This is a genomic window from Ponticoccus sp. (in: a-proteobacteria) (assembly GCF_048381735.1).
Window position 1 is genome coordinate 715693 of the sequence record NZ_JBLXGL010000001.1, and the last position, 18459, is coordinate 734151.

The following is an 18459-nucleotide window of genomic DNA, read 5'->3' on the forward strand; positions in this document are numbered from 1 at the left end:
GGGGGTTCCCGGCGCCGGTCAGCCCCGGTTCAGTTTCTCGAAACGCGGCAGCATGGCCGAGAAATCGCGGCCTGCGCCGCCCTCGTCCTCGACGAAGCTGCGATACAGATCCGTTGCGGCGCGGCCCATCGGGGTCTGCGCATGGGCGGCCTCTGCCGCCTGCTGGGACAGCCGCAGGTCCTTCAGCATCAGCTCGGCGGCGAAACCGGGCTTGTAGCCGTTGTCGGCGGGGCTTTGCGGGCCGACTCCCGGCGCCGGGCAATAGGCGTTCATCGACCAGGAATAGCCCGACGAGGTGGAAACCACATCGAACATGGCCTCGCGGCTGAGGCCCAGCTTGTCGGCCAGCGCGAAGGCCTCGCAGGTGGCGATCATGGTGACCCCGAGGATCATGTTGTTGCAGATCTTGGCAGCCTGACCGTTGCCCGAGGCGCCGCAGTGAACGGCCTTCTGGCCCATGATCTCGAACAGCGGCCGGGCGGTCTCGAAGGCCGTTTCGTCGCCGCCCACCATGAAGGTCAGCTTCCCGTTGGTCGCGCCGACGGTGCCGCCGGACACCGGCGCGTCGAGGGTTCCGAGGCCCGCGGCCCCGGCCAGTTCCGCCACCGCCCGGGCCGAGGCCACGTCGACGGTGGAACAGTCGAGCAGCACCGCGCCCCTGGTCATATGCGGCACGATCCCGGCGACGACGTCGCGCAGGATCTCGCCGTTGGGGAGCATGGTGATCACCACCTCGGCGCCCGCCACGGCGTCCTCGGCGGTCTGGGCCTTGGCGACGCCCTCCGCCGTGGTGCCCGCGACGTCAAAGCCGGTGACAGCGTGCCCCGCCTTGGCGAGGTTGGCGGCCATGGGCGCGCCCATGTTGCCCAGTCCGATAAAGGCGATCTGCATGGTCTAGTCCTCCTCAAGGGTCAGCGTGTCGGGGCCAAGCGGGGCCAGCAGCGCCTCGACGGCCCCGGCGGGGACGGAATCGGCTCCGTGACGCCAGCGCGGGCTGCGGTCCTTGTCGATGATGGCGGCGCGGATGCCTTCCAGGAAGTCCCCCTGTTCCATGATGCGGTGGCTGACCCGGTATTCCAGCTCCAGCGCGTCGCGGATCGTGGCATCGGGGCCAAGACGGTCCAGCATCCGCAGGGTCGTGGCCATGGACAGGGGCGCGTTGCGCCCCATGGCCTTGAGCGCCTGCTGCGCGAGCGGCGTGCCGGAGGCCTGCAAGCGGTCGAGGATGGCGGGCAGGTCGGTGCCCGCGAAATCCGCGTCGATCTCGGGCTGCGCCGCGGCAAGCGGGCTGTCGGGCGGCGTATCGCTCTGGGCGGCGATGGCGTCGGGATCGCCCGAGCGGACCAGCCTGGCCTTCAGGTCGGGCCAGCGCGCCTCGGGCACGAAGCTGTCGGCAAACCCCGCATGGATCGCATCGCCGGGCCCCATGCGGGCGGCGGTCAGGCCAAGATAGGCGCCAAGGCGACCCGGTGCCCGGGCAAGGCGATAGGTGCCGCCCACGTCCGGAACGAAACCGATGCCGCATTCCGGCATGGAGACCTGGCTGCTTTCGCCGGTGATCCGGTGCGAGACATGGCCGCCGAGGCCCACGCCGCCGCCCATGGTGAAACCCTGCAGGAAAGCCACGATCGGCTTGGGATACGCGGCCAGCTTGGCGTTCAGGCGATATTCGTCGCGCCAGAAGCGGCGCGCGTAGCCGTAGTCGCCCGCCGTGCCGGTGCGATACATCTCGGCGATATCGCCGCCCGCGCAGAAGGCCTTGTCGCCCTCGGCGTCGAGCAGGACCAGGGCGACGCTGTCATCGTTGCGCCAGCGGTCCAGCGCCTCTTCGATGGCGGTGCACATGGCGTAGGTCAGGGCATTGAGAGCCTTCGGGCGGGTCAGCGTGATGCGGCCGGCGCGGCCTTCGGTGCGGATCTGGATATCGGACAAGGGTGCGTCTTTCGGGGGCAAAAGTTTTCGAAAACTTTTGCAAATTCCTTCGAAGGAATTTGCGTCAGCGCGAGAGGAGATGGCGTGCCACGATCAGGCGCATGATCTCGTTGGTGCCTTCGAGGATCTGGTGCACGCGCAGGTCGCGGACGGTCTTTTCCACGCCGTAGTCGGCAAGGTAGCCGTAGCCGCCGTGCAGTTGCAGGCACATGTCCGCCACGCGCGAACCGGTTTCCGTCACCAGTTTCTTGGCCATGGCGCAGAAGGCCGTGGCGTCCGGCGCCCCGGTGTCGAGTTTCCAGGCGGCCTGCCGCAGGAAGATGCGGGCGGCCTGAAGGTCTGTCTCCATATCCGCAAGCCGGAATTGCAGCGCCTGGAAGCGGTCGATGCTCTGGCCGAAGGCCTGCCGTTCGCCCATGTACTGCAGGGTCTGCGTCAGGGCCTGTTGCGCGGCACCCAGCGAGCAGGCGGCGATGTTCAGGCGACCGCCGTCCAGCCCGGCCATGGCGTATTTGAAGCCGTCGCCCTCGGTTCCGACGAGGTTGCCGTGCGGCACCGGGCAGGCGTCGAACTGCACCTGCCGGGTGGGCTGGGATTTCCAGCCCATCTTGTCCTCGAGCCCGCCGAAGGACAGGCCGTCGCTGCCCGCCTCGACATAGACCGTCGAGATCCCCTTCGGGCCATCCACGCCGGTGCGCACCATGGTCACGTAGCCGTCAGAGTAGCCGCCGCCCGAGATGAAGGCCTTGGTGCCGGTCAGGCGGTAGCCCTCGTTGGTTTTCTCGGCGCGGGTCTTCAGCGCGGCGGCGTCCGAGCCGGAGCCGGGTTCGGTCAGACAGTAGCTGAGCACGGTGGTCATGGCCACGGCGCCGGGCAGGACGCGGCCTTTCAGGTCTTCGCTGCCATAGGCGTCGATCATGCGCGCGCACATGTTGTGGATCGACAGAAAGGCCGCGACAGAGGGGCAGGCCATGGAGAGCGCCTCGAAGACCAGCGTCGCGTCGAGGCGCGTCAGACCGGCACCGCCTGCCTCTTCGCTGACATAGAGCCCGCCGAAGCCAAGCGCGCCGAGCTGCGGCCAGAGGTCCTTGGGGATCGTGCCCTCGGCCTCCCACTGGCGGGCGTTGGGGGCGATGGCCTCTTGTCCGAAGCCATGCGCCATGTCGAAGATCGCCGTCTGCTCCTCGCTCAGCGCAAAATCCATCGCGGCCTCCCTCCCGGTGTGAAATGAACGCTTGTTCAGATTGTGGCCGAGAGGGGGGCGCGATGCAAGCCTGTCGCCGGGCGGTCCGGTCTTGCGCCTGTGTCAGGCGTTTCGGGCGCGGGTCGCGGCTACTGCCCGCGCCAGATCCAGCCGCCGCCGAAGATGCGCGTGCCCTCGGGGTCGTAGAAGACGCAGGCCTGTCCGGGGCTGATGCCTTCCTCGGGCGTCAGAAGCTCGACCTCTGCCGTGGTCTCCGACAGCGGGCGGATCACCGCCTCGCGCGGGGGGCGGGTCGAGCGGACCTTGACCGACAGGTGCCATTCCGCGCGGCTGGTGAAGGGCGCGTCGCCCAGCCAGTTGATCTCGCGCACCGGGACGGTGCGGGTGGCAAGCATCTCCTTGGGGCCCACGACCACGCGTTTGCTGTCGACGTCGAGGCGGACCACGTAGAGCGGTTCCGACAGCCCGCCGATGCCCAGCCCGCGGCGCTGGCCGATGGTGTAGTGGATGACACCCCGGTGCTTGCCCAGAACGCGACCGTCGGCGTGGACGATCTCGCCCGGCTCGGCGGCCCCGGGGCGCAGTTTCTCGATCACGCTGGCATAATTGCCGTCGGGCACGAAGCAGATGTCCTGCGAATCCGGCTTGTCGGCCACGGCGAGCCCGTATTTCGCGGCCAGCTCGCGCGTCGCGTCCTTCGAGGGCAGGTGGCCCAGCGGGAAGCGCAGGAAGGACAGCTGCTCGGGCGTGGTCGAGAACAGGAAGTAGCTCTGGTCGCGGTTGGCGTCGGCGGCGGAATGCAGTTCCGGGCCGTTTTCCCCGGCCAGGCGCTGGATGTAGTGGCCCGTGGCCATGCAGTCGGCTTCCAGGTCCTTCGCGGTTTCCAGCAGGTCCTTGAATTTCACCCGCTCGTTGCAGCGGATGCAGGGCACCGGGGTGGCGCCGCCAAGGTAGCTTTCGGCGAATTCCTCGATCACCGCGTCGCGGAAGATGTTCTCGTAGTCCAGCACGTAATGCGGAAAGCCCATTTCCTCGGCCACGCGGCGCGCGTCGTGGATGTCGATGCCCGCGCAGCAGGCGCCCTTCTTGGCCAGCGCGGCGCCGTGGTCGTACAGCTGAAGCGTCACGCCGACCACGTCGTAGCCTTCCTCTTTCAGCATCGCGGCCACGACCGAACTGTCGACGCCGCCGGACATGGCGACGACGACGCGGGTTTCGGATGGCGGTTTCGGCAGGCCCAGCGAGTTCAGCGGGCGCGTATCAAGGGGCATGGGACATATCCTGAAGGTTCCGCGCGAATATAGGAAAATCCGACACACTCTCAAGGGGCGGTTTTAGCCGTCGTTAAATCCCGCCGGGCTTTATGGGCCGTGTTCACGGTTCGGAGAGCTGCCCATGTACCTCAAGAAAGTGGACGGTCCGCGGGCCGTCAAGCTGCCGGATGGCTCGGTCATGACGCGGGCCGATCTGCCATCTTCGGAAACCCGGCGCTGGGTGGCCTCGCGCAAGGCGGCGGTGGTGAGGGCGGTCCGATACGGACTGCTGTCGCCGGACCAGGCCCGCGACCGCTACAGCCTGTCGGAAGAAGAGCTGCTGGAATGGGTGCGCGCCGCCACAGAGCATGGCGAAGATGCGCTGAAGATCACGCGGGTTCAGAAATATCGGCAACCTTGAGTGGAAATCGAAACTGGTCAGGGTATGGTAACAGGGCGTTAACCTTTTTGGCTCAGGTTTTCCGCAGGCACAGACATCACCCGGAGACGGCCCATGCGGATACTGCTGGTAGAAGACGACCCGACGACGGCGAAAAGCATCGAATTGATGCTGAGTCACGCGAATCTGAATGTCTATTCCACCGACATGGGGGAGGAGGGCATCGACCTCGCCAAGCTGTATGACTACGATCTGATCCTGCTGGATCTCGGCCTGCCCGACATGAACGGGCATGAGGTTCTGCGCCAACTCAGGGTTGCGCGGATCGATACGCCGATCCTGATCCTGACCGGCGACGACGACACGCAATCGAAGATCAAGGGCTTCGGTTTCGGCGCCGACGACTACCTGACCAAGCCGTTTCACCGGGATGAGCTTGTGGCCCGCATCCACGCCATCATCCGCCGGTCCAAGGGCCACTCGCAGTCGATCATCCGGACCGGGAAGGTCTCGGTCAATCTGGACGCGAAGACGGTCGAGGTGCAGGGAAAGTCGGTGCATCTGACCGGCAAGGAATACCAGATGCTGGAGCTTCTGAGCCTGCGCAAGGGCACGACGCTGACCAAAGAGATGTTCCTCAAGCATATGTATTGAATGATAAGTTGTTGAAATTATGGAATCTATTCTCCGCGTTTCAAAACCGTTTCAGGGTTCACGTTTCGTATTCGTTCTGTCCGTCCGCGCCTGCTGGGCCTCTGTCGCTCGGATCCTTTGAACGGCAGCGCCCGCATAAAGGCGGATCATCGCAGCATCAGCGTGACCGGTGATTGCCTGAATGTGGTCGCGGGTCATGCCAGGTATTGCCGCAATCTCGGAGGCCGCCGCATAGCGCAGAGCGTGGATGTCGTAGGCCTCGGCGCCGATTGTCTTGCGCACCGCCATCACATCCTTGTGGGCGAGTTGGTAGCTGATCTTCGTGCCGTCAGGATGGCAGATGATGAACAGGCCGAGACGTTTCTGAGAGGCCAGAACAGCTCGCAAGCGATCCGTCAGGGGGATGTAGAGTTCCGCCTTGGTTTTTCCTTGGGTGATGTTGAAGCCATCCCCATCCAGATCGGACCAGCGTAGCGATAGCACGTCGTTGATGCGCTGGCCGGTGCCAAGAAGCATTTCAAAGATGAGCAGCGTTCGGCCATCGGCCTCTGCTCGGAAGGCGTCGATAAAATCTGATGGCCATGGCTTTCGCTTCCTTCCCACCGCCTTCAACCGTTCGACGCCGTGTGCAGGGTTCCTGTCTATCCAGCCAATCTGAATGGCGTGGTTCAGCAGAGCGACAAGTGTGTCGATTTTCCGGTTTGCGTCGGTCGGCTTGTCCGCCAAGGCGTCGCGCATCTCGTAGACGTGCACGGTCCTAAGCTTGGCCGGGTCGATGTGGCCTGCGGTCTCGCGAAGATAGATGAGGTTTCGCTCATGTCCGCGTCGGGTGTTGTGAGCATAGCCTGCCCATTTCGGAGAGCGCATGAATATCTCAATGAGCTTTCCGATGGTCTGCCTGGGCGTGACCGCGCGGCCCCGCATCAGGCGCGCGTAGTCAGCAGCAAACTCGGCGGTGCCCGGCTCGGTGTGAATGCGCTGGCAGACGCCATTTCGGATGAAATACAGATAGCCCTTCTTGCCTCGGGCGTAGACGTATGCGGGCAGGGTGCGTTTCACTTCCGGCTCCAGTTTACGAGGTCGGCTTCACCGCTGAGGTGCTCGCCCGCTCCCGGGACGATCCTGTAGACACGCGACTGATGCTCGATTGTGATCGTCACGCCCATGTCCTGGCTGACCTGAGCCGCCTCTGTGAGCCATTTCGGTGGTTTCGCCGCGCTGAAAGGCTGGGGCATCACGTCTTCCTCCGGTGCTTCTGTTCGGTGTGACGTCGGCGTGCTGACGCGATCCACTGCCATAGGCTTGTTGACGCGGCTGAAATCGATAGTCCGACTAGCAGGCCGACATCTGCGTCTATTCCTGCGTGATGGAACACTGCTGCTGTTCCGATGATTGCAGTCGGCCACGCGACAATCGCTATCAGGAACGGCACATTCCGACGCAGATCCTCGATCATGATCTTGAGCATGTCAGGGCCTCCCCTTGCTGGCGGCGCGGTCGAGGCGTTCGATCTCGGCGGCGATCAGGGCACCGGCGCGCACAAGGTCACTGCGGCGGTCTTTCAGTTTCCACCAGTCGGCCGCCCACTCTTCCGGCCAGGTCGGCGGCGGGGTGACAAGGATCTCGCGCAGGCCGTCGCTTTGTGCTGCGGCCCATGCGTAGCATCCGGCGGCCTTCGCCAGCTCGCCGCCTGTGTGCTCGTCGTCATGCTCGGGCGTCCATCCTTCCGCTTCGATCTGCCGCTTGCGCTCACCTGCGATGTCGCTGATGCCGCCGCCGCGCAGCGCCGCGTTCTCGGCTTCCAGCATCTGGACGCGAGCGCCCATTTCGGCGTGCTGAGCTAGCAGTATGTTAAGGTCCGCGAACAGTTTCGATGTCATCACGTTCATCGGTGCTTGGTTTCGTGCCTCGTCCAGTTTGGCCCGGAGCGCATCACGCTCGGCGGCAAGGGCGAGCATTGCGTCAGCGGTCTTTGCATAAAGCCAATATGCGTCTTGCCACCCGGTCGGCATTGTCTGCGCTTCGCGTGACGCCAGAGCACTGATCTCCTTCGACAGTTTGACCACGGCGTCGGTGCTGGTGTCGCTGGTCATGCTGTTCTCTTCCGATCTTGGCGCCGCTCGCGGATGGCGTGCTCTATCTCGGCGATTGCGAGTAGGGCGGGCTTCAGCTCGTCCGGAGCGCTGTCGTAGGGGATGTTCCACCGGCCTGCGAGGCGCGGGAGGACGCTGCGCGGTACGGCTTTCCAGTTTCCGGGGTCGGTATTCGTTTTGTCGCCGTCCAGGCACTTCAGGACGCAACCGTCAGGCACTGGTCCGTTCTTCTTTTCCCAGAGCCAGCGGTGCTTGTGCACGGGTCTGGTGGACGCGCCGGTCCACGGGTTTGGTTCGTCCACGATCAGGATGACGTAGCCCTCCTTGCTGTCGATGCGCTCGTGCCCGGGGCCGCGGTAGGTGTGAGGCTTCGCCCCGGCCTTGAACTGCGTCCGCCTGGAGTTGGGATGCGACGGCATGGGTTTGCCCTTGTTGTGAGGTTCTTGCCCGCTCCGGAACTGCCCGCTGCGCCCGGTCATCCAGCCCTTGCGCTTGCACAGGCTGTTGAAGTTCGTCAGCGACACGTCCGGACGGTCCCACACGGCTTGGAACTCTTCGTGTGCCTCACGGCGCGGGCGTCGGTGATTGTCGTGGATCCAGAAGAGCTCCGCATCGCTGTAGTGAATCGCGGACCCCTTCATTGGTCCGACTTTCCGATCTGCGGGAGCATCTGCAGGACGCCCGGACCATGTTCAGCGTAGAGCTTGGCGGCCTTCAGCTGTAGGTCGTAGGTGTGCACGATTTCGTCGGAGACACTGACGATCGCCTCGGCGCGCTTCACCTCGCGCTCGATGCCATCGGCGTCCAGGTCTTCCTGGCCCAGCCGCTCGAGCTGAGAGAAGAGGTGGTCGGTCAGGTCGCTGATCCGGTTCTTCGTCATGATCGTCTCCATCTTGTGCCCCTGCCCACCGTGAACGACGCCCGAAGTTTCGGCGGGCAGGGGATGCGGGCCACCACGGCCCGGCATGGGGTCAGGTTTCAGTCTCGAAAGGTGGGTTCAGGCCATCCCAAGCGCGGCTTTGTACATTTCCATCACCGCCTCCTCTTCGGCGATGTCGTCGGCGTCGCGCTTGCGCAGGGCGATCAGCTTGCGCATGATTTTGGTGTCGTAGCCGCGGCTCTTGGCCTCCGCCATGACCTCCTTGATCTGTTCGGCGATCTCCTTCTTCTCCTCTTCGAGGCGCTCGACCCGTTCGATGAACTGCGTCAGCTCGCCGGCGGCGATGCCGTAGGCCCGGTCCGAAACGGCCCTGTCTTCGTCGGTCTGTTTCGTCGGAGGCGCCTTCCTGATGTTTCGCGCGGCTGCGGCGAACTGGCCTTCGGTCATGGGGTCTGTGGTTGTCCCGTCCGCGGCGATGATAGAGAGGGTGGCTTGCTGGCTCATGGATACATCTCCTGCGGTGGGCTGGTGTCCTGCTGGTGCTGCGGCTCGGCGTGCCACGGCCACGGCTGGCGCCGGGCCCGGGCGCGCTGTTCCAGCGTCTTTGCCTGGCCCCAGGTGCCGCACCATGACCACCTTGTGGTCCGCGTGGCGCCTTCGCCCGACAGGTGGAGGTATTCGCCTGTCAGGGGGTTGCGCAGGCGGATCAGGTCGCCGCGGGCAATCTGGGGCTTCTCGGTGATGAAGGCGACCATGGCGCTACCTGTCGAAGAAGCCGGGGCCCCGGCTTTGTGCGTCGGTCGGTCGGGCGATGTGCACGACCTCGAGGACGGCGAAATCGGCGCCGTTCTTGCCCGCCAGATGCTCGGCGGCCTCGATGGCAGAGGCCTTCGTCACGTAGGCGCGCTTCGGGTTGCTCTTGCCGTGGCGCGCAGCCTCGGCATGGGCGACCATCCAGAACACGGACAGCGTCATGGCTGCGTCCTTTCACGGGGCGAGGCGATGCGCCCGCGCCATGCGTCGTATTCGGTGCGGAGCGCCTGCCAGCGCGCGGCAGCATCGCCGTCGCGGTCGAGTTCGGCGCGGCTGCATACGCCACATTCCCGGCGCACGAATTCCGCCGCTGCGGTGGCGGTTACGGCGCCGGGGATCTGCAAGCGGGATGCGGCAAAAATCCGGAACGGATCCTGTCCGCAGAGGATGCCCGCCTGTTGCGCGGGCGGAAGGTTATCCAGCACCCGGCTCATGCGGCCTCTCCTTCGATCAGGACGCGCAGGTCGCGGGCGCTGTCCCGTTCGTCCGCGTCGGTGCTGTTGTTCTCGATCACCCGGCATGCGGCGGCGACGGTTGCGTCGTCATGAGACGTCACGTCCGTCACCGCCGCGCGGGCGTGCCACAGAGCGCTGTCATCAGTTCCGTGAGTGGGGCTGGCTTTGCGCGTCATGTGGCAATCCAGAGCGTGAGGGCGGAAAGGGCTAGCACGGCCCCGGTGAAAGCGGCGATCTGGCGTCCCTCGACGTCCCCGTTGCGGACTGCCGCGCGCCACGCATGGGCGCAGCCTGCCGTGAGGAAGCAGAGCAGCAGGCCGGAAACCTGCATGAGGATCACGGCGGGCGTCATGGGCGGACGCTCCAGAGCGCGGCGGTGAGGGCGACCAGCAATCCGACGATGGCCGTGCCGAGGATCGCATCGCTGGCCGTGAGGTCCGGTCCCAGCGCGGCAATCCGCAGGGCAAGGAAAGCCGCGGCCAGCAGCGCGCCGGCGGCGATCACGCGCATGAGGATGAATATCGCCCACATCACGCAGCGCCCGGCGATGCGGTGGTTTCGTGCTGTGCCACCAGCGCCAGCAGCAGGGGCGTGTCTCCGGTGGTCTGGGCCCCGGCGCTGGCGACAGCGGCCTGTGCGACCATCTCGCCCAGCATCGGATCGACGGCACGCAGTTCGCGCGTGGCCCGGACGATCAGCGCGGCCAGTGCCTCGGTCGGCGTGACGTCGCAAACCTCGGTCAGCGCCGCCATGGCGCTTTGCGTCAGGCGGCAGGCCACGGTGTCCCGGAAGTGGGTTTCGGTGATGGTCGGATCACAGGCAGCCGCGAACAGCCCCAGAGCGGCAGGGTCAAAGGCGGTCATGCCGCGCCACCCTGCGGGGAGCGGAGGCTGTCGATATAGGCGCGGATCCTCCGCTGGCGCCGGATGAACGCCTCGTCGTCATTGACGGCGGGGCGCACGCTGGAGCCGGGCAGTTGGCTGGGCATCTGTGCCAGGCGGCATTCCCGATCGGGGTCGATGCGGGCGGAAGTGCCGTCAGAAAGCAGCTGTTCTGCTTTGAGGGTGCGCCAGCCGTCCCAGACGACGGCGGGCAAGGCGCGACCATCAGTCGGGACGATAACGGCGGAGAGGGCGTAGGGGGAAAACTTCATTCTTGTCTCCAGCAGTAACCCAGAATGGGATTGATGCCGGAAAACATAGATCGACGTTTTGTCGATAGTCAAGAGAATGAATCGAAGAAACTTCGATTGCGTAGAGGGTATTGAGCCTAGATGATTTCGTTAAAAGCTGCCCGAAGGATGATTCTGTCATGCAATACGATGTTGAGGAGCGAATACTCTTCGCATTCGCTGCCGTGTTCGCGGTGTCCGTGGATAACGCCTATTCTTGGCGCTTGGTGAGGTTCTGCATGAGGGTGTCGGCCAGCTTGGCCGGGATCTCGGTCAGGCGACCCCGGTAAAGGAAATCCATGCTGACACCCCACCTTTCCGCTATCCGATAAGCCATGTCGGCCTTCAGGGGTTTCTGACCTTTTTCAATCCGTCCGTAGCTCGTTGGGTCGATGCCTACGCTGGTTGCGAACTGGGCGCGGGTCATCTCGTTGTATTCGCGCAGGGCCTCCAGGCGTTCGCCTACAGCTTCGGGATGGAACGGGCTGTGGTTATCCATAGGTCTCACTTCTGCCAGTTGGTCGTATGGAGTGCCTATTCATCGACAAAACGTCTATCGACGTTTCATCATGCGTTGACAGATCGAAGAAACGTCGATTAGACATGCTGTCTATGAGCAGCATCGAGACGATCCGCGAACTCCTCGCACTTTGGCCTAGTCGCCGCGACATCGTCGCGGAGCTTGCGATGGTGCACCCGGGGCTCAACGTCACGCTCCATCGCGTCAACAAATGGGCGGAAACTGGGTCTATTCCGGCCAAGTATCACCTCGCTTTGATTACGAGCGCCAAGAGGCGTTCACTACCGGTCACTGCGGAACTTCTCGTAAGGCTACATGCTCCTGCAGAAGGCAGCGGGGGCCTTGTGCAGTTCCAAGCGGGGGACGCCGCATGATGCTGCCCTCCTACCTGCATTCCTCGCTGCTCCCACTGGTCCTGCTCTTCGCTGGCTTGACGATTGCAGGCTTCCGGTCGGTGCGCCGCGCCGCGGCTCGCCGTCGCGCCAGCACGGCCCGTTTTCATGCCGTTCTCGATGAAATCGAAGACCAAATGCGCGCCCAGGCAACTTTGACGGTCGAGCGCGGAAAGCGCTTCAATGCAGCGACCCCGCAGCTGGGTGAGACCGAAGCGGATAGGTCCAGGCTGCTGGTGAGGGTGCGGTGACATGACGAAACTCCATCGTGATCTGCCCTCACATCCTCGCACGGGCCGCCCGGAAACATCTTGGACGGAAAGCGTCGATGGGCCGCCGAAATCCGAAACATCCTGCGCGCCGGTCAACCGGGTGAGCCTTCAGGAGGTCTCTCGCGAACGCTTTGCCGACCTGTTGCGCGTGGCCTTCCCTGCGCGGTCGGATGCGGCCACGGCCCGGGCGGCGGCGGCTTTCCTGGATGTCTCGGACCGGGCGGTGCTGAACTGGCTGCGCGGCGAGACCTCGGCACCCTTCGACGCGGTCTTCGCGATCGGCTGCCGGGTCGGGGTGTTCCAGCTGATGGAGGTCATGACCCGCGGCGAGTCCCGCGGGTCGGTGCTGGGTCGGATCCTATCGGGGGCGCGTCGTGTCTTTGCAAGGTGAAGTCTGGGCCCTGATGATGTCGGACGTCTCATCGGCTTCGGTCGACATGCTGGTGTCGAAGGCGGGCCTGTGGGTGCGCAACACTCTGATCCACGGCCTGGCGCCGTTCTTCCTGTTCCACGTTGCCTTTCACTATCCATGGTCTCGGCCATACCTCTGGATCGGTCTGGCGCTCTACATCGCGTTGCAGGTGGTGCAGCTGTGGTCGCCGGGGCCGTTCGGGTGGATCCTGATGGACTCGATCTTCGACCTCGTGCTGGCGGGCGTCTCCGTCGCCTTCGCCTGGACGCTGGCCATGCGGGGGGAGCCAAGATGAGCGCCGCACGCAGTTGGACCCTTTGCCGCTGGAGCGCCTGCATGGGCGCGCCGGCGGCCACGTTCGCCACGCCTGTGGCGAAACCTGAGCCGGGTGCACCCGGCCAACTGGATCGCGCGGTCGCCAAGGGTGGGGGCCTTTCCTCCTCCTCCCGGCTCGCCGCCCTGGCGTCTCGCGCGGTCCTCTTTCCGTTGTGGTGGCGGTCATGAGCGGCGCGGCGCAGAAGATCGTGCCGACGCTGTCGGCCACCGTGCCTTTCGGCCACCTCGAGCTGCTGCTGCGCGTCGTCGACGGCGCCGCGACCTGGGCGCTTTATGACCCCCTGCCGCCGGAAGAGCGCGCCAGCCAGAGGCCGCTGGTTTGCGGCTTTCTTGGCACGTCGGACGCGCTGGTGGGGCCGCAGCCGGGTCTTCACCTGACACCGGACAACCTGCGCGAGGCGGCCCTGCACCTCGAAGAGTTCATCGGCATGGCGGAGGGCGCATGAGTGATCTCAACCCCCGCGCCGCCTTGGTGGCCTCGGCCACCGCAGTCGCCTTGCATCGGGGCGGCCTGTCTCTGTGCGGTTCGCAGATCGCTGCCCTTGCCGCCGCGCTGGAACACCTTCCGCGTCTATCCGTCGGGGACCGGTTGGCGGTGCTGATGGGGCCGGTGGGGGACGTGATCAGCGCCCGGCTGGACGCCGACGAATTTGCCTTCGACCGCGCGCGCGATGCGTTGCAGCGGGCGATGTGCACCTACTGGACAGAAAGGATGGTAGCTTGAACACCATGCGACCGACCCTTGTGGCCTGCGAGGCTGGCGGGTTGCCGGAGTATCCGATCAGCGCCTGTGAGCGCCTCGACAGCCACTTCTTCCTGCAATGGAACATCAAAAGGCATGACCGGAGTATGTTCCGGCGGCTGTCTTACCGCGATCCCGAAGTCGGCTTCTTTGGCCTGCAGTTGATCTACAAGTCTCATGGCGAGACGCCCCTCGGTACCTTGCCGCAGGATGACGAAGAGCTCGCCTTCCTGCTTGGGCTTTCACTGGAGAAGTGGATCGGACTGCGCGAACGGCGGTTCAACCCGCTGTACAACTGGCACCCGGTTCAGTGCGACAACGGGCTCGTGCGGCTTGCCAATCCGGTGGTGACCGAGGTCATGCAGCTGGCCCTCGATGGGCACAAGGAGCTGAAGGCCAGCAATGAGGACAAGGCCATATGGCAGAGGCAGAAGCGTCTAAAAGAGACCCTGAAGGCCTGCGGGTGCAGCGAAGATCTGCTGACAGATGATGTCGCCGTGGCCTGGGTCGACGAGTGGCTCATGCAGAACCATCCCGGCCAGCGGCGGATGCCGCAGTTTCAGGCCTCGATCGGGCGTGCCCTCAAGGCGGCGGTTGAAAATGGCGTTCTGGGTCACCGTGCGCGGGGCCACTGAAATCACACGATAAATCGGCGCGTTTGAAGATGGAACAGTATCGGAACAGTTCCGCACAGAAGTGGAACAGTTCCAGACAGAAGAGAAGAAACGAAATGATATTGATATGAAATCGCGCCGCCCAACACATCAGCGGATCGCCTGTGGATAAGTCGCAAGGCATGGAAGAGGGGAAGGCCATGACAGCAGGGGTGGAGACAAAGAGGGGCCGGGTGCGCAGGCTGGTGCTGGAGCCGCTGGCGGAGCTGGGCTGGATCAGGCCGAAAGGCATGAAGGCGGGCGCCCACGCGGAAGAGCTGGTGCGCCTGAGCGACGACCTGACCTACATGTCCGACCTCTCGCTCGGCGCACTCTGCGACATGCTGCGATCCAAGGCGCAGGGCAAGGCGCGGAACGAATGGCCCAGGCGTGGCACGATCCTGCATCTGGCCGAAGTCGTGCAGCCGCGCCCGGTTGAAGAGATGCCGAACCTCGTCAGCTGGTTCCGGTCCGTCGAGGGTCCGCGCGCGGACCGTGAGGGCGTGTTGGTGCGCGAGTTCCTCTTCTTCGAGAAGTTCAAGCGCCCGCCTCTGAACGATGGTGACCGGCGCCTGATCCGGGACCGGACGCGGGACGACGAGCACTTGCGCCTTTTGGTGGCGGAAGGCCGGGTGCCGGATGAGCAGGACGCGGCCAAGCTGCGCTGGCTGGACAACGCCGAGCGGCGGGTGAGGGCAATCATGGAACAAGACGAGGGGCGTGCGGCATGATGCAGGCATACCGGATGGACTATGCCGAGATACTGCAGAGCGGCCCGACGATCGGTCGCCGCTGCGGGCAGCCTCTGTCGGCGGACGGCAGGGAGATGGTCAGTGTTCGCATCCTGCTGGATTGGGCCTTCGGAACCGAAAAAGCGCAGCTGGATCGAGATGAGATCGGCGCGTCTTCAGGGGGCCAGGGCGGCGGCAGAGGGGCAGAGGCGGCAATTGCGGAGCAGTTGGCTCTTGGCAAGCGCTATGGTGAAGGGGTTCGGGTCGATCGGTCCTTCGGCTCGACTGGTCCGCATCACGATGCCGAGCAGGTGGCGACCGTCCTGCGCAATGCCGTGCCATGGCGGTTGGCCGTGCAGGTTGCCGAGCTGGCACGGGCCGGGCGCACGCCGCAGTGGGATCTTGGGCCGCAACGGTTCGTGCCTCGCAACTGGGGGCGTACCAACAGGTTCGGTCGTCTCGGGAAATCTGAGGCGTTGGATATCATTGAGTATCGTTCGGCTCGGCGTGGTCGCGTTCGCCGCGAGGTGCGGTGGACCCCAGTTTGTATCGTTCCCTCAGCTAGAGAGGTTGGCGCAGCACGTCGCGCCTGGCTGGACTGGTGGGGCGCGCTGCTGGCTGTGCAGGCCGGGCTTCGGGGGGTCGATCTGGACCTGTTTGGCGTAACCGATGCCATGCCGCCGCTGGAGCCGTGGAAGAAAGGGCTTGACTGAACCGTAGTTGTATTGACATTTGGTCCCCGAACCGAATTGCGCCCGGAGCAGAGATGCCCCGGGCGCTTTGCGTTTGGAGGCTCCCTCATGTCAATGATCCTGACCGCAGCGCTGGCGCAGCGTTCCCTGCGGTTGAACCCCTGATGGGGCGGCTCAAGGCGATGCCCGGGCGGCTGGCAGTGCCTGCACCGAGGATCGGTGCCGCGGCAGGTGATGTTCGGGCGCAGGATCGTGAGCGCGACCGGGTAAAGCCGTGGCGTTCTTGGTATCGCAGCAAGCGCTGGTATGCGCTGCGTTCTATGGTGCTGAAGAGGGCAGGATATGTCTGCGAGCAGACCGGCGTGCCGTTGATCGGCAAGGCGGGAGCGCCCGACAGCCCGGTGATCGACCATGTGCTCGAGCACAAAGGCAACCCGGTGCTGTTCTGGGATGAGGGCAACCTGCAGGCGGTTAGCAAGCGCTGGCACGACAGTGAAAAGCAGAGAAACGAGCGCCGGCGGCACTGACCGCCCCCCCCCCCCCCTGTCGGCGCTACGGGTGGGGGTGGGTCGAAAGTCGCCAGGCGAAATTTCAGGGAACCAGCGCCCCCCACACTCGGAGATTTTTTTCCCATGAGCGATGAAAATTCGCCGGGCTTGGAAGAGCGCGACCTCTTCGGCAATCCGATCCTGCCGCTGCGGGATCGGCGGGGCCGTCCATCCTTTGCAAAAACCCCTGAAAATCAGGACTTTGTGGCGGTTCGGGCGGCGGCGAACTGGTCGCACAAGGCCATCGCAGAGGCCATCGGATGCGATGAGAAGACGCTTCGGAAACATTTTTCCCGTGAGCTCCACGGCGGCGCGCTGATCCTCGAGGGGCTGTGTCTCGACGTCCTGATGCGCAAGGTGCGCGAGGGCCACACGCCGAGCATCCGGGCGCTACAGGATCGGTTGGATCGGACTGCGCCGCCGGCACCTCAGACGCCTAAGGGCGACGAGGCCAACGAGGGCACGCCCCGTGGCAAAAAGGAACAGCGCCTCGCCGATGCCGCGAAACCGGCGGCGGGTTACGGTGAGCTTTACGACCGGATCCGCGGCAAGGGTCGAGCGCAATGAGCGATCTTTCTTGGGCAGCCTGCCCGGACTGGTGGGAAAAGCTCCAGCGCGGGGCGACGCCGATTCCGCCGCTCGAGCTTGACCCGGATCTTTCCGAGGTCGCGGTTGAGCTCTTCGACAAGCTGGTGGTGCCCGACATCGAGGGCCAGCCCACCATGGGCGAGGTGGCAGAGGACTGGGCCCGCGACATCGTCCGCGCGGCCTTTGGATCGATCGGCAGCGACGGGGCCCGGCGCGTGGGCGAGATCTTCTGCCTGGTCCCAAAGAAAAACACCAAGACCACGCTGGCGGCCTGCATCGGGCTCATCGCGCTGCAGATGAACACCACGCCCAACATCAAGGGTGTGGTGGTGGGGCCCACGCAGTCGGTGGCCGATACTTGCTTTGGCCAGATGTCGGGGATGATCGACGCCGACGAATGGCTCCGGAAGCGCTTTAAGGTGAACGAGCACAAGAAGGAAATCACCGACATCTTCCCGGATCCCGAGACCGGGCGACCGCTCAACGCCAAGTGCAAGGTGACCAGCTTTGACCCGGCGGTGACCACCGGCGGGATCCCGGCCTTCGCGATCCTCGACGAGCTGCACGTCATGGCCGAGCGCCACTTCGCCACGCGGGTGATCGGCCAGATCAGGGGCGGGATGATCACCAACCCGAGAAGCCTGCTGGTGATCATCACCACGCAATCCGAGATCCCGCCGCAGGGTGTGTTCAAGACCGAGCTGGAGTATGCCCGCCGGGTGCGCGACGGCGAGGTCACCGAGAACGTGCGGATGCTGCCAATCCTCTACGAATTCCCGGAGGCGCTGCAGGCGGACAAGGAACAGCCCTGGCGGTCGCCGAAGCTCTGGCCGGCGGTGCTGCCAAACCTCGGCGCCTCGATCACTATCGAGCGCTTGGTGGGGGAGTTCGGCAACGCGCTCGAGCGCGGCGAGGATGAGTTCGCGCGGTGGGCATCGCAGCACCTCAACATCCAGATTGGACTTGGCCACCACAAGGGCGGCTGGATCGGGGCCAGCCACTGGGTCGACGCCACGGACGTAACGCTCGATCTCGACGAGCTGCTCGAGCGGGCCGAGGTCTGTACGGTAGGAATCGACGGCGGCGGGATGGATGACCTGCTTGGCCTCGCGATCCTCGGGCGCGACCGGGACACCAAGCGCTGGCTGCTCTGGTGCTCGGCCTGGGTTCACGAGGTGGCGCTGGAGCGGCGCAAGAAGATCGCCGAGAAGCTGCGCGACCTTGCCGCCGAGGATGCGCTTACCATCTGCAGCGAGCCGACGCAGGATCTCGACGAGCTGATCACGCTGGTGGCGCGGGTGCACGAGGCCGGGCTGCTGCCCGAGCGCGGCGGCGTCGGGCTCGACCCCGAAGGTGTGGCGGCCATCGTCGATGGGCTCGAGCTGGCGGGGATCCCGTCCGAGACGATGGCGAGCGTGACCCAGGGCTACAAGCTCAACGGCGCGATCAAGGGCACCGAGCGCAAGCTCTTCGACCGATCGCTGGTGCATTGCGGCCAGCCGCTAATGGCCTGGTGCGTCGGCAACGCAAAGACAGAACCGAGGGGAAACGCGGTGATCGTGACGAAAGCGGTATCGGGGGCGGGCAAGATCGACCCGCTCATGGCAAGCTTCAACGCCATCTACCTGATGAGCCTCAATCCCGCGCGACCCAAGCGCAAGCGGCTGGACGGCATGCTCGCCAGCCCCGTGGGGGTGTGGTGATGCTAGGCCGGGTGA

Annotated in this window: 31 protein-coding genes and 1 pseudogene; 13 read left to right on the plus strand and 19 right to left on the minus strand. The window is 65.0% G+C overall.

The genetic code is table 11. From position 1 onward, the window contains the following. Positions 1–18: 18 nt before the first annotated feature. From mmsB to mnmA, 4 genes are all read right to left on the minus strand, one after another. Positions 19–891 (minus strand): 3-hydroxyisobutyrate dehydrogenase, encoded by an 873-nt coding sequence (mmsB, locus tag ACN5KJ_RS03335; RefSeq protein ID WP_418592052.1) that lies wholly within the window; start codon positions 889–891, stop codon positions 19–21. Between the two features lie 3 nt (positions 892–894). Further along, complete coding sequence (locus tag ACN5KJ_RS03340) at positions 895–1932, minus strand: enoyl-CoA hydratase/isomerase family protein (RefSeq protein ID WP_418592053.1); 1038 nt, start codon at positions 1930–1932, stop codon at positions 895–897. Positions 1933–1996: 64 nt separating this feature from the next. Next, positions 1997–3136: an acyl-CoA dehydrogenase family protein gene (locus ACN5KJ_RS03345; protein ID WP_418592054.1), complete on the minus strand. Its 1140-nt coding sequence runs from the start codon at positions 3134–3136 to the stop codon at positions 1997–1999. Positions 3137–3264: 128 nt separating this feature from the next. Beyond that, on the minus strand, positions 3265–4407 hold the full coding sequence (gene mnmA / locus ACN5KJ_RS03350) for a tRNA 2-thiouridine(34) synthase MnmA (RefSeq protein WP_418592055.1): 1143 nt from the start codon (positions 4405–4407) through the stop codon (positions 3265–3267). A 124-nt stretch (positions 4408–4531) separates the two neighbouring features. On the opposite strand from mnmA, the gene ACN5KJ_RS03355 reads away from it, so the two are divergent. Together ACN5KJ_RS03355 and ACN5KJ_RS03360 are read left to right on the plus strand one after the other, a co-directional pair. Continuing rightward, positions 4532–4810 (plus strand): DUF1153 domain-containing protein, encoded by a 279-nt coding sequence (locus ACN5KJ_RS03355; protein WP_347167544.1) that lies wholly within the window; start codon positions 4532–4534, stop codon positions 4808–4810. A 93-nt stretch (positions 4811–4903) separates the two neighbouring features. Continuing rightward, a pseudogene (locus ACN5KJ_RS03360) lies at positions 4904–5440 on the plus strand (response regulator transcription factor); the annotation flags it as partial. Between the two features lie 54 nt (positions 5441–5494). On the opposite strand, the gene ACN5KJ_RS03365 reads toward ACN5KJ_RS03360, so the two are convergent. From ACN5KJ_RS03365 to ACN5KJ_RS03435, 15 genes are all read right to left on the minus strand, one after another. Beyond that, positions 5495–6502 carry a tyrosine-type recombinase/integrase gene (locus tag ACN5KJ_RS03365; RefSeq protein ID WP_418592056.1) on the minus strand — a complete coding sequence of 336 codons (1008 nt, stop codon included), beginning with the start codon at positions 6500–6502 and terminating at the stop codon, positions 5495–5497. 175 nt (positions 6503–6677) lie between these two features. After that, complete coding sequence (locus ACN5KJ_RS03370; RefSeq protein ID WP_418592057.1) at positions 6678–6911, minus strand: hypothetical protein; 234 nt, start codon at positions 6909–6911, stop codon at positions 6678–6680. 1 nt (position 6912) lies between these two features. After that, entirely contained in the window at positions 6913–7536 is a 624-nt protein-coding gene (locus ACN5KJ_RS03375; RefSeq protein WP_418592058.1) for a hypothetical protein, read from the minus strand. Then, positions 7533–8177, minus strand: a complete 645-nt coding sequence (locus ACN5KJ_RS03380) for an HNH endonuclease signature motif containing protein (RefSeq protein WP_418592059.1) — start codon at positions 8175–8177, stop codon at positions 7533–7535. Before ACN5KJ_RS03380 ends, ACN5KJ_RS03375 begins: the two co-directional genes overlap by 4 nt. Next, on the minus strand, positions 8174–8428 hold the full coding sequence (locus ACN5KJ_RS03385; protein ID WP_418592060.1) for a hypothetical protein: 255 nt from the start codon (positions 8426–8428) through the stop codon (positions 8174–8176). Before ACN5KJ_RS03385 ends, ACN5KJ_RS03380 begins: the two co-directional genes overlap by 4 nt. 105 nt (positions 8429–8533) lie before the next feature. Then, a complete protein-coding gene (locus ACN5KJ_RS03390; RefSeq protein ID WP_418592234.1) occupies positions 8534–8863 on the minus strand; it encodes a DUF2312 domain-containing protein in 330 nt (109 codons plus the stop codon). Between the two features lie 53 nt (positions 8864–8916). Continuing rightward, a complete protein-coding gene (locus ACN5KJ_RS03395; RefSeq protein ID WP_418592061.1) occupies positions 8917–9171 on the minus strand; it encodes a hypothetical protein in 255 nt (84 codons plus the stop codon). Positions 9172–9175: 4 nt separating this feature from the next. Continuing rightward, positions 9176–9391 carry a hypothetical protein gene (locus tag ACN5KJ_RS03400; protein ID WP_418592062.1) on the minus strand — a complete coding sequence of 72 codons (216 nt, stop codon included), beginning with the start codon at positions 9389–9391 and terminating at the stop codon, positions 9176–9178. Further along, positions 9388–9663 carry a hypothetical protein gene (locus ACN5KJ_RS03405; RefSeq protein WP_418592063.1) on the minus strand — a complete coding sequence of 92 codons (276 nt, stop codon included), beginning with the start codon at positions 9661–9663 and terminating at the stop codon, positions 9388–9390. Before ACN5KJ_RS03405 ends, ACN5KJ_RS03400 begins: the two co-directional genes overlap by 4 nt. Then, the gene (locus ACN5KJ_RS03410; protein ID WP_418592064.1) at positions 9660–9860 is read right to left on the minus strand and encodes a hypothetical protein; all 201 of its coding nucleotides are present in this window, start codon (positions 9858–9860) and stop codon (positions 9660–9662) included. Before ACN5KJ_RS03410 ends, ACN5KJ_RS03405 begins: the two co-directional genes overlap by 4 nt. Beyond that, positions 9857–10036 (minus strand): hypothetical protein, encoded by a 180-nt coding sequence (locus ACN5KJ_RS03415; RefSeq protein ID WP_418592065.1) that lies wholly within the window; start codon positions 10034–10036, stop codon positions 9857–9859. Before ACN5KJ_RS03415 ends, ACN5KJ_RS03410 begins: the two co-directional genes overlap by 4 nt. Next, positions 10033–10215, minus strand: a complete 183-nt coding sequence (locus tag ACN5KJ_RS03420) for a hypothetical protein (protein ID WP_418592066.1) — start codon at positions 10213–10215, stop codon at positions 10033–10035. The genes ACN5KJ_RS03415 and ACN5KJ_RS03420 overlap by 4 nt, the downstream gene beginning before the upstream one ends. Beyond that, a complete protein-coding gene (locus ACN5KJ_RS03425) occupies positions 10215–10547 on the minus strand; it encodes a hypothetical protein (protein ID WP_418592067.1) in 333 nt (110 codons plus the stop codon). Before ACN5KJ_RS03425 ends, ACN5KJ_RS03420 begins: the two co-directional genes overlap by 1 nt. Further along, positions 10544–10837, minus strand: coding sequence for a hypothetical protein (locus ACN5KJ_RS03430; protein WP_418592068.1), 294 nt, complete (start codon positions 10835–10837; stop codon positions 10544–10546). The genes ACN5KJ_RS03425 and ACN5KJ_RS03430 overlap by 4 nt, the downstream gene beginning before the upstream one ends. Positions 10838–11066: 229 nt before the next feature. Then, on the minus strand, positions 11067–11354 hold the full coding sequence (locus tag ACN5KJ_RS03435) for a helix-turn-helix transcriptional regulator (protein ID WP_347167796.1): 288 nt from the start codon (positions 11352–11354) through the stop codon (positions 11067–11069). 391 nt (positions 11355–11745) lie between these two features. Here ACN5KJ_RS03435 and ACN5KJ_RS03440 point away from each other — a divergent pair, with 391 nt between their 5' ends. The 11 genes from ACN5KJ_RS03440 to ACN5KJ_RS03490 all read left to right on the plus strand — a co-directional run bounded on the left by ACN5KJ_RS03440 (position 11746) and on the right by ACN5KJ_RS03490 (position 18444). Next, positions 11746–12018, plus strand: a complete 273-nt coding sequence (locus ACN5KJ_RS03440; protein WP_418592069.1) for a hypothetical protein — start codon at positions 11746–11748, stop codon at positions 12016–12018. Between the two features lies 1 nt (position 12019). Then, entirely contained in the window at positions 12020–12430 is a 411-nt protein-coding gene (locus ACN5KJ_RS03445; RefSeq protein WP_418592070.1) for a hypothetical protein, read from the plus strand. Continuing rightward, complete coding sequence (locus tag ACN5KJ_RS03450) at positions 12414–12746, plus strand: hypothetical protein (RefSeq protein ID WP_418592071.1); 333 nt, start codon at positions 12414–12416, stop codon at positions 12744–12746. The genes ACN5KJ_RS03445 and ACN5KJ_RS03450 overlap by 17 nt, the downstream gene beginning before the upstream one ends. Before the next feature lie 205 nt (positions 12747–12951). Then, positions 12952–13233, plus strand: a complete 282-nt coding sequence (locus ACN5KJ_RS03455; protein WP_418592072.1) for a hypothetical protein — start codon at positions 12952–12954, stop codon at positions 13231–13233. Beyond that, the gene (locus tag ACN5KJ_RS03460) at positions 13230–13511 is read left to right on the plus strand and encodes a hypothetical protein (protein WP_418592073.1); all 282 of its coding nucleotides are present in this window, start codon (positions 13230–13232) and stop codon (positions 13509–13511) included. The genes ACN5KJ_RS03455 and ACN5KJ_RS03460 overlap by 4 nt, the downstream gene beginning before the upstream one ends. A 5-nt stretch (positions 13512–13516) precedes the next feature. Continuing rightward, positions 13517–14164 carry a hypothetical protein gene (locus tag ACN5KJ_RS03465; RefSeq protein WP_418592235.1) on the plus strand — a complete coding sequence of 216 codons (648 nt, stop codon included), beginning with the start codon at positions 13517–13519 and terminating at the stop codon, positions 14162–14164. 179 nt (positions 14165–14343) lie between these two features. Next, positions 14344–14913 carry a hypothetical protein gene (locus ACN5KJ_RS03470; RefSeq protein WP_418592074.1) on the plus strand — a complete coding sequence of 190 codons (570 nt, stop codon included), beginning with the start codon at positions 14344–14346 and terminating at the stop codon, positions 14911–14913. Then, positions 14910–15626 carry a hypothetical protein gene (locus ACN5KJ_RS03475; protein WP_418592075.1) on the plus strand — a complete coding sequence of 239 codons (717 nt, stop codon included), beginning with the start codon at positions 14910–14912 and terminating at the stop codon, positions 15624–15626. Before ACN5KJ_RS03470 ends, ACN5KJ_RS03475 begins: the two co-directional genes overlap by 4 nt. A gap of 143 nt (positions 15627–15769) precedes the next feature. Further along, positions 15770–16132 (plus strand): HNH endonuclease, encoded by a 363-nt coding sequence (locus ACN5KJ_RS03480; protein WP_418592076.1) that lies wholly within the window; start codon positions 15770–15772, stop codon positions 16130–16132. A gap of 105 nt (positions 16133–16237) precedes the next feature. After that, positions 16238–16720 (plus strand): hypothetical protein, encoded by a 483-nt coding sequence (locus ACN5KJ_RS03485; RefSeq protein WP_347167783.1) that lies wholly within the window; start codon positions 16238–16240, stop codon positions 16718–16720. Further along, the gene (locus ACN5KJ_RS03490; RefSeq protein ID WP_418592077.1) at positions 16717–18444 is read left to right on the plus strand and encodes a terminase large subunit; all 1728 of its coding nucleotides are present in this window, start codon (positions 16717–16719) and stop codon (positions 18442–18444) included. Before ACN5KJ_RS03485 ends, ACN5KJ_RS03490 begins: the two co-directional genes overlap by 4 nt. The last annotated feature ends 15 nt before the right edge of the window (positions 18445–18459 follow it).

Bases quoted from the DNA above. Each gene is read 5' to 3' on its own strand.
- ACN5KJ_RS03355 (WP_347167544.1), top strand. From the start codon at position 4,532: ATGTACCTCAAGAAAGTGGACGGTCCGCGGGCCGTCAAGCTGCCGGAT.
- ACN5KJ_RS03470 (WP_418592074.1), top strand. From the start codon at position 14,344: ATGACAGCAGGGGTGGAGACAAAGAGGGGCCGGGTGCGCAGGCTGGTG.
- ACN5KJ_RS03455 (WP_418592072.1), top strand. From the start codon at position 12,952: ATGAGCGGCGCGGCGCAGAAGATCGTGCCGACGCTGTCGGCCACCGTG.
- ACN5KJ_RS03385 (WP_418592060.1), bottom strand. From the start codon at position 8,428: ATGGAGACGATCATGACGAAGAACCGGATCAGCGACCTGACCGACCAC.
- ACN5KJ_RS03485 (WP_347167783.1), top strand. From the start codon at position 16,238: ATGAGCGATGAAAATTCGCCGGGCTTGGAAGAGCGCGACCTCTTCGGC.
- ACN5KJ_RS03460 (WP_418592073.1), top strand. From the start codon at position 13,230: ATGAGTGATCTCAACCCCCGCGCCGCCTTGGTGGCCTCGGCCACCGCA.
- ACN5KJ_RS03390 (WP_418592234.1), bottom strand. From the start codon at position 8,863: ATGACCGAAGGCCAGTTCGCCGCAGCCGCGCGAAACATCAGGAAGGCG.
- ACN5KJ_RS03420 (WP_418592066.1), bottom strand. From the start codon at position 10,215: ATGTGGGCGATATTCATCCTCATGCGCGTGATCGCCGCCGGCGCGCTG.
- ACN5KJ_RS03445 (WP_418592070.1), top strand. From the start codon at position 12,020: ATGACGAAACTCCATCGTGATCTGCCCTCACATCCTCGCACGGGCCGC.
- mmsB (WP_418592052.1), bottom strand. From the start codon at position 891: ATGCAGATCGCCTTTATCGGACTGGGCAACATGGGCGCGCCCATGGCC.
- ACN5KJ_RS03345 (WP_418592054.1), bottom strand. From the start codon at position 3,136: ATGGATTTTGCGCTGAGCGAGGAGCAGACGGCGATCTTCGACATGGCG.
- mnmA (WP_418592055.1), bottom strand. From the start codon at position 4,407: ATGCCCCTTGATACGCGCCCGCTGAACTCGCTGGGCCTGCCGAAACCG.
- ACN5KJ_RS03380 (WP_418592059.1), bottom strand. From the start codon at position 8,177: ATGAAGGGGTCCGCGATTCACTACAGCGATGCGGAGCTCTTCTGGATC.
- ACN5KJ_RS03425 (WP_418592067.1), bottom strand. From the start codon at position 10,547: ATGACCGCCTTTGACCCTGCCGCTCTGGGGCTGTTCGCGGCTGCCTGT.
- ACN5KJ_RS03430 (WP_418592068.1), bottom strand. From the start codon at position 10,837: ATGAAGTTTTCCCCCTACGCCCTCTCCGCCGTTATCGTCCCGACTGAT.
- ACN5KJ_RS03440 (WP_418592069.1), top strand. From the start codon at position 11,746: ATGATGCTGCCCTCCTACCTGCATTCCTCGCTGCTCCCACTGGTCCTG.
- ACN5KJ_RS03375 (WP_418592058.1), bottom strand. From the start codon at position 7,536: ATGACCAGCGACACCAGCACCGACGCCGTGGTCAAACTGTCGAAGGAG.
- ACN5KJ_RS03370 (WP_418592057.1), bottom strand. From the start codon at position 6,911: ATGCTCAAGATCATGATCGAGGATCTGCGTCGGAATGTGCCGTTCCTG.
- ACN5KJ_RS03480 (WP_418592076.1), top strand. From the start codon at position 15,770: ATGGGGCGGCTCAAGGCGATGCCCGGGCGGCTGGCAGTGCCTGCACCG.
- ACN5KJ_RS03475 (WP_418592075.1), top strand. From the start codon at position 14,910: ATGATGCAGGCATACCGGATGGACTATGCCGAGATACTGCAGAGCGGC.
- ACN5KJ_RS03465 (WP_418592235.1), top strand. From the start codon at position 13,517: ATGCGACCGACCCTTGTGGCCTGCGAGGCTGGCGGGTTGCCGGAGTAT.
- ACN5KJ_RS03415 (WP_418592065.1), bottom strand. From the start codon at position 10,036: ATGACGCCCGCCGTGATCCTCATGCAGGTTTCCGGCCTGCTGCTCTGC.
- ACN5KJ_RS03410 (WP_418592064.1), bottom strand. From the start codon at position 9,860: ATGACGCGCAAAGCCAGCCCCACTCACGGAACTGATGACAGCGCTCTG.
- ACN5KJ_RS03435 (WP_347167796.1), bottom strand. From the start codon at position 11,354: ATGGATAACCACAGCCCGTTCCATCCCGAAGCTGTAGGCGAACGCCTG.
- ACN5KJ_RS03400 (WP_418592062.1), bottom strand. From the start codon at position 9,391: ATGACGCTGTCCGTGTTCTGGATGGTCGCCCATGCCGAGGCTGCGCGC.
- ACN5KJ_RS03490 (WP_418592077.1), top strand. From the start codon at position 16,717: ATGAGCGATCTTTCTTGGGCAGCCTGCCCGGACTGGTGGGAAAAGCTC.
- ACN5KJ_RS03395 (WP_418592061.1), bottom strand. From the start codon at position 9,171: ATGGTCGCCTTCATCACCGAGAAGCCCCAGATTGCCCGCGGCGACCTG.
- ACN5KJ_RS03405 (WP_418592063.1), bottom strand. From the start codon at position 9,663: ATGAGCCGGGTGCTGGATAACCTTCCGCCCGCGCAACAGGCGGGCATC.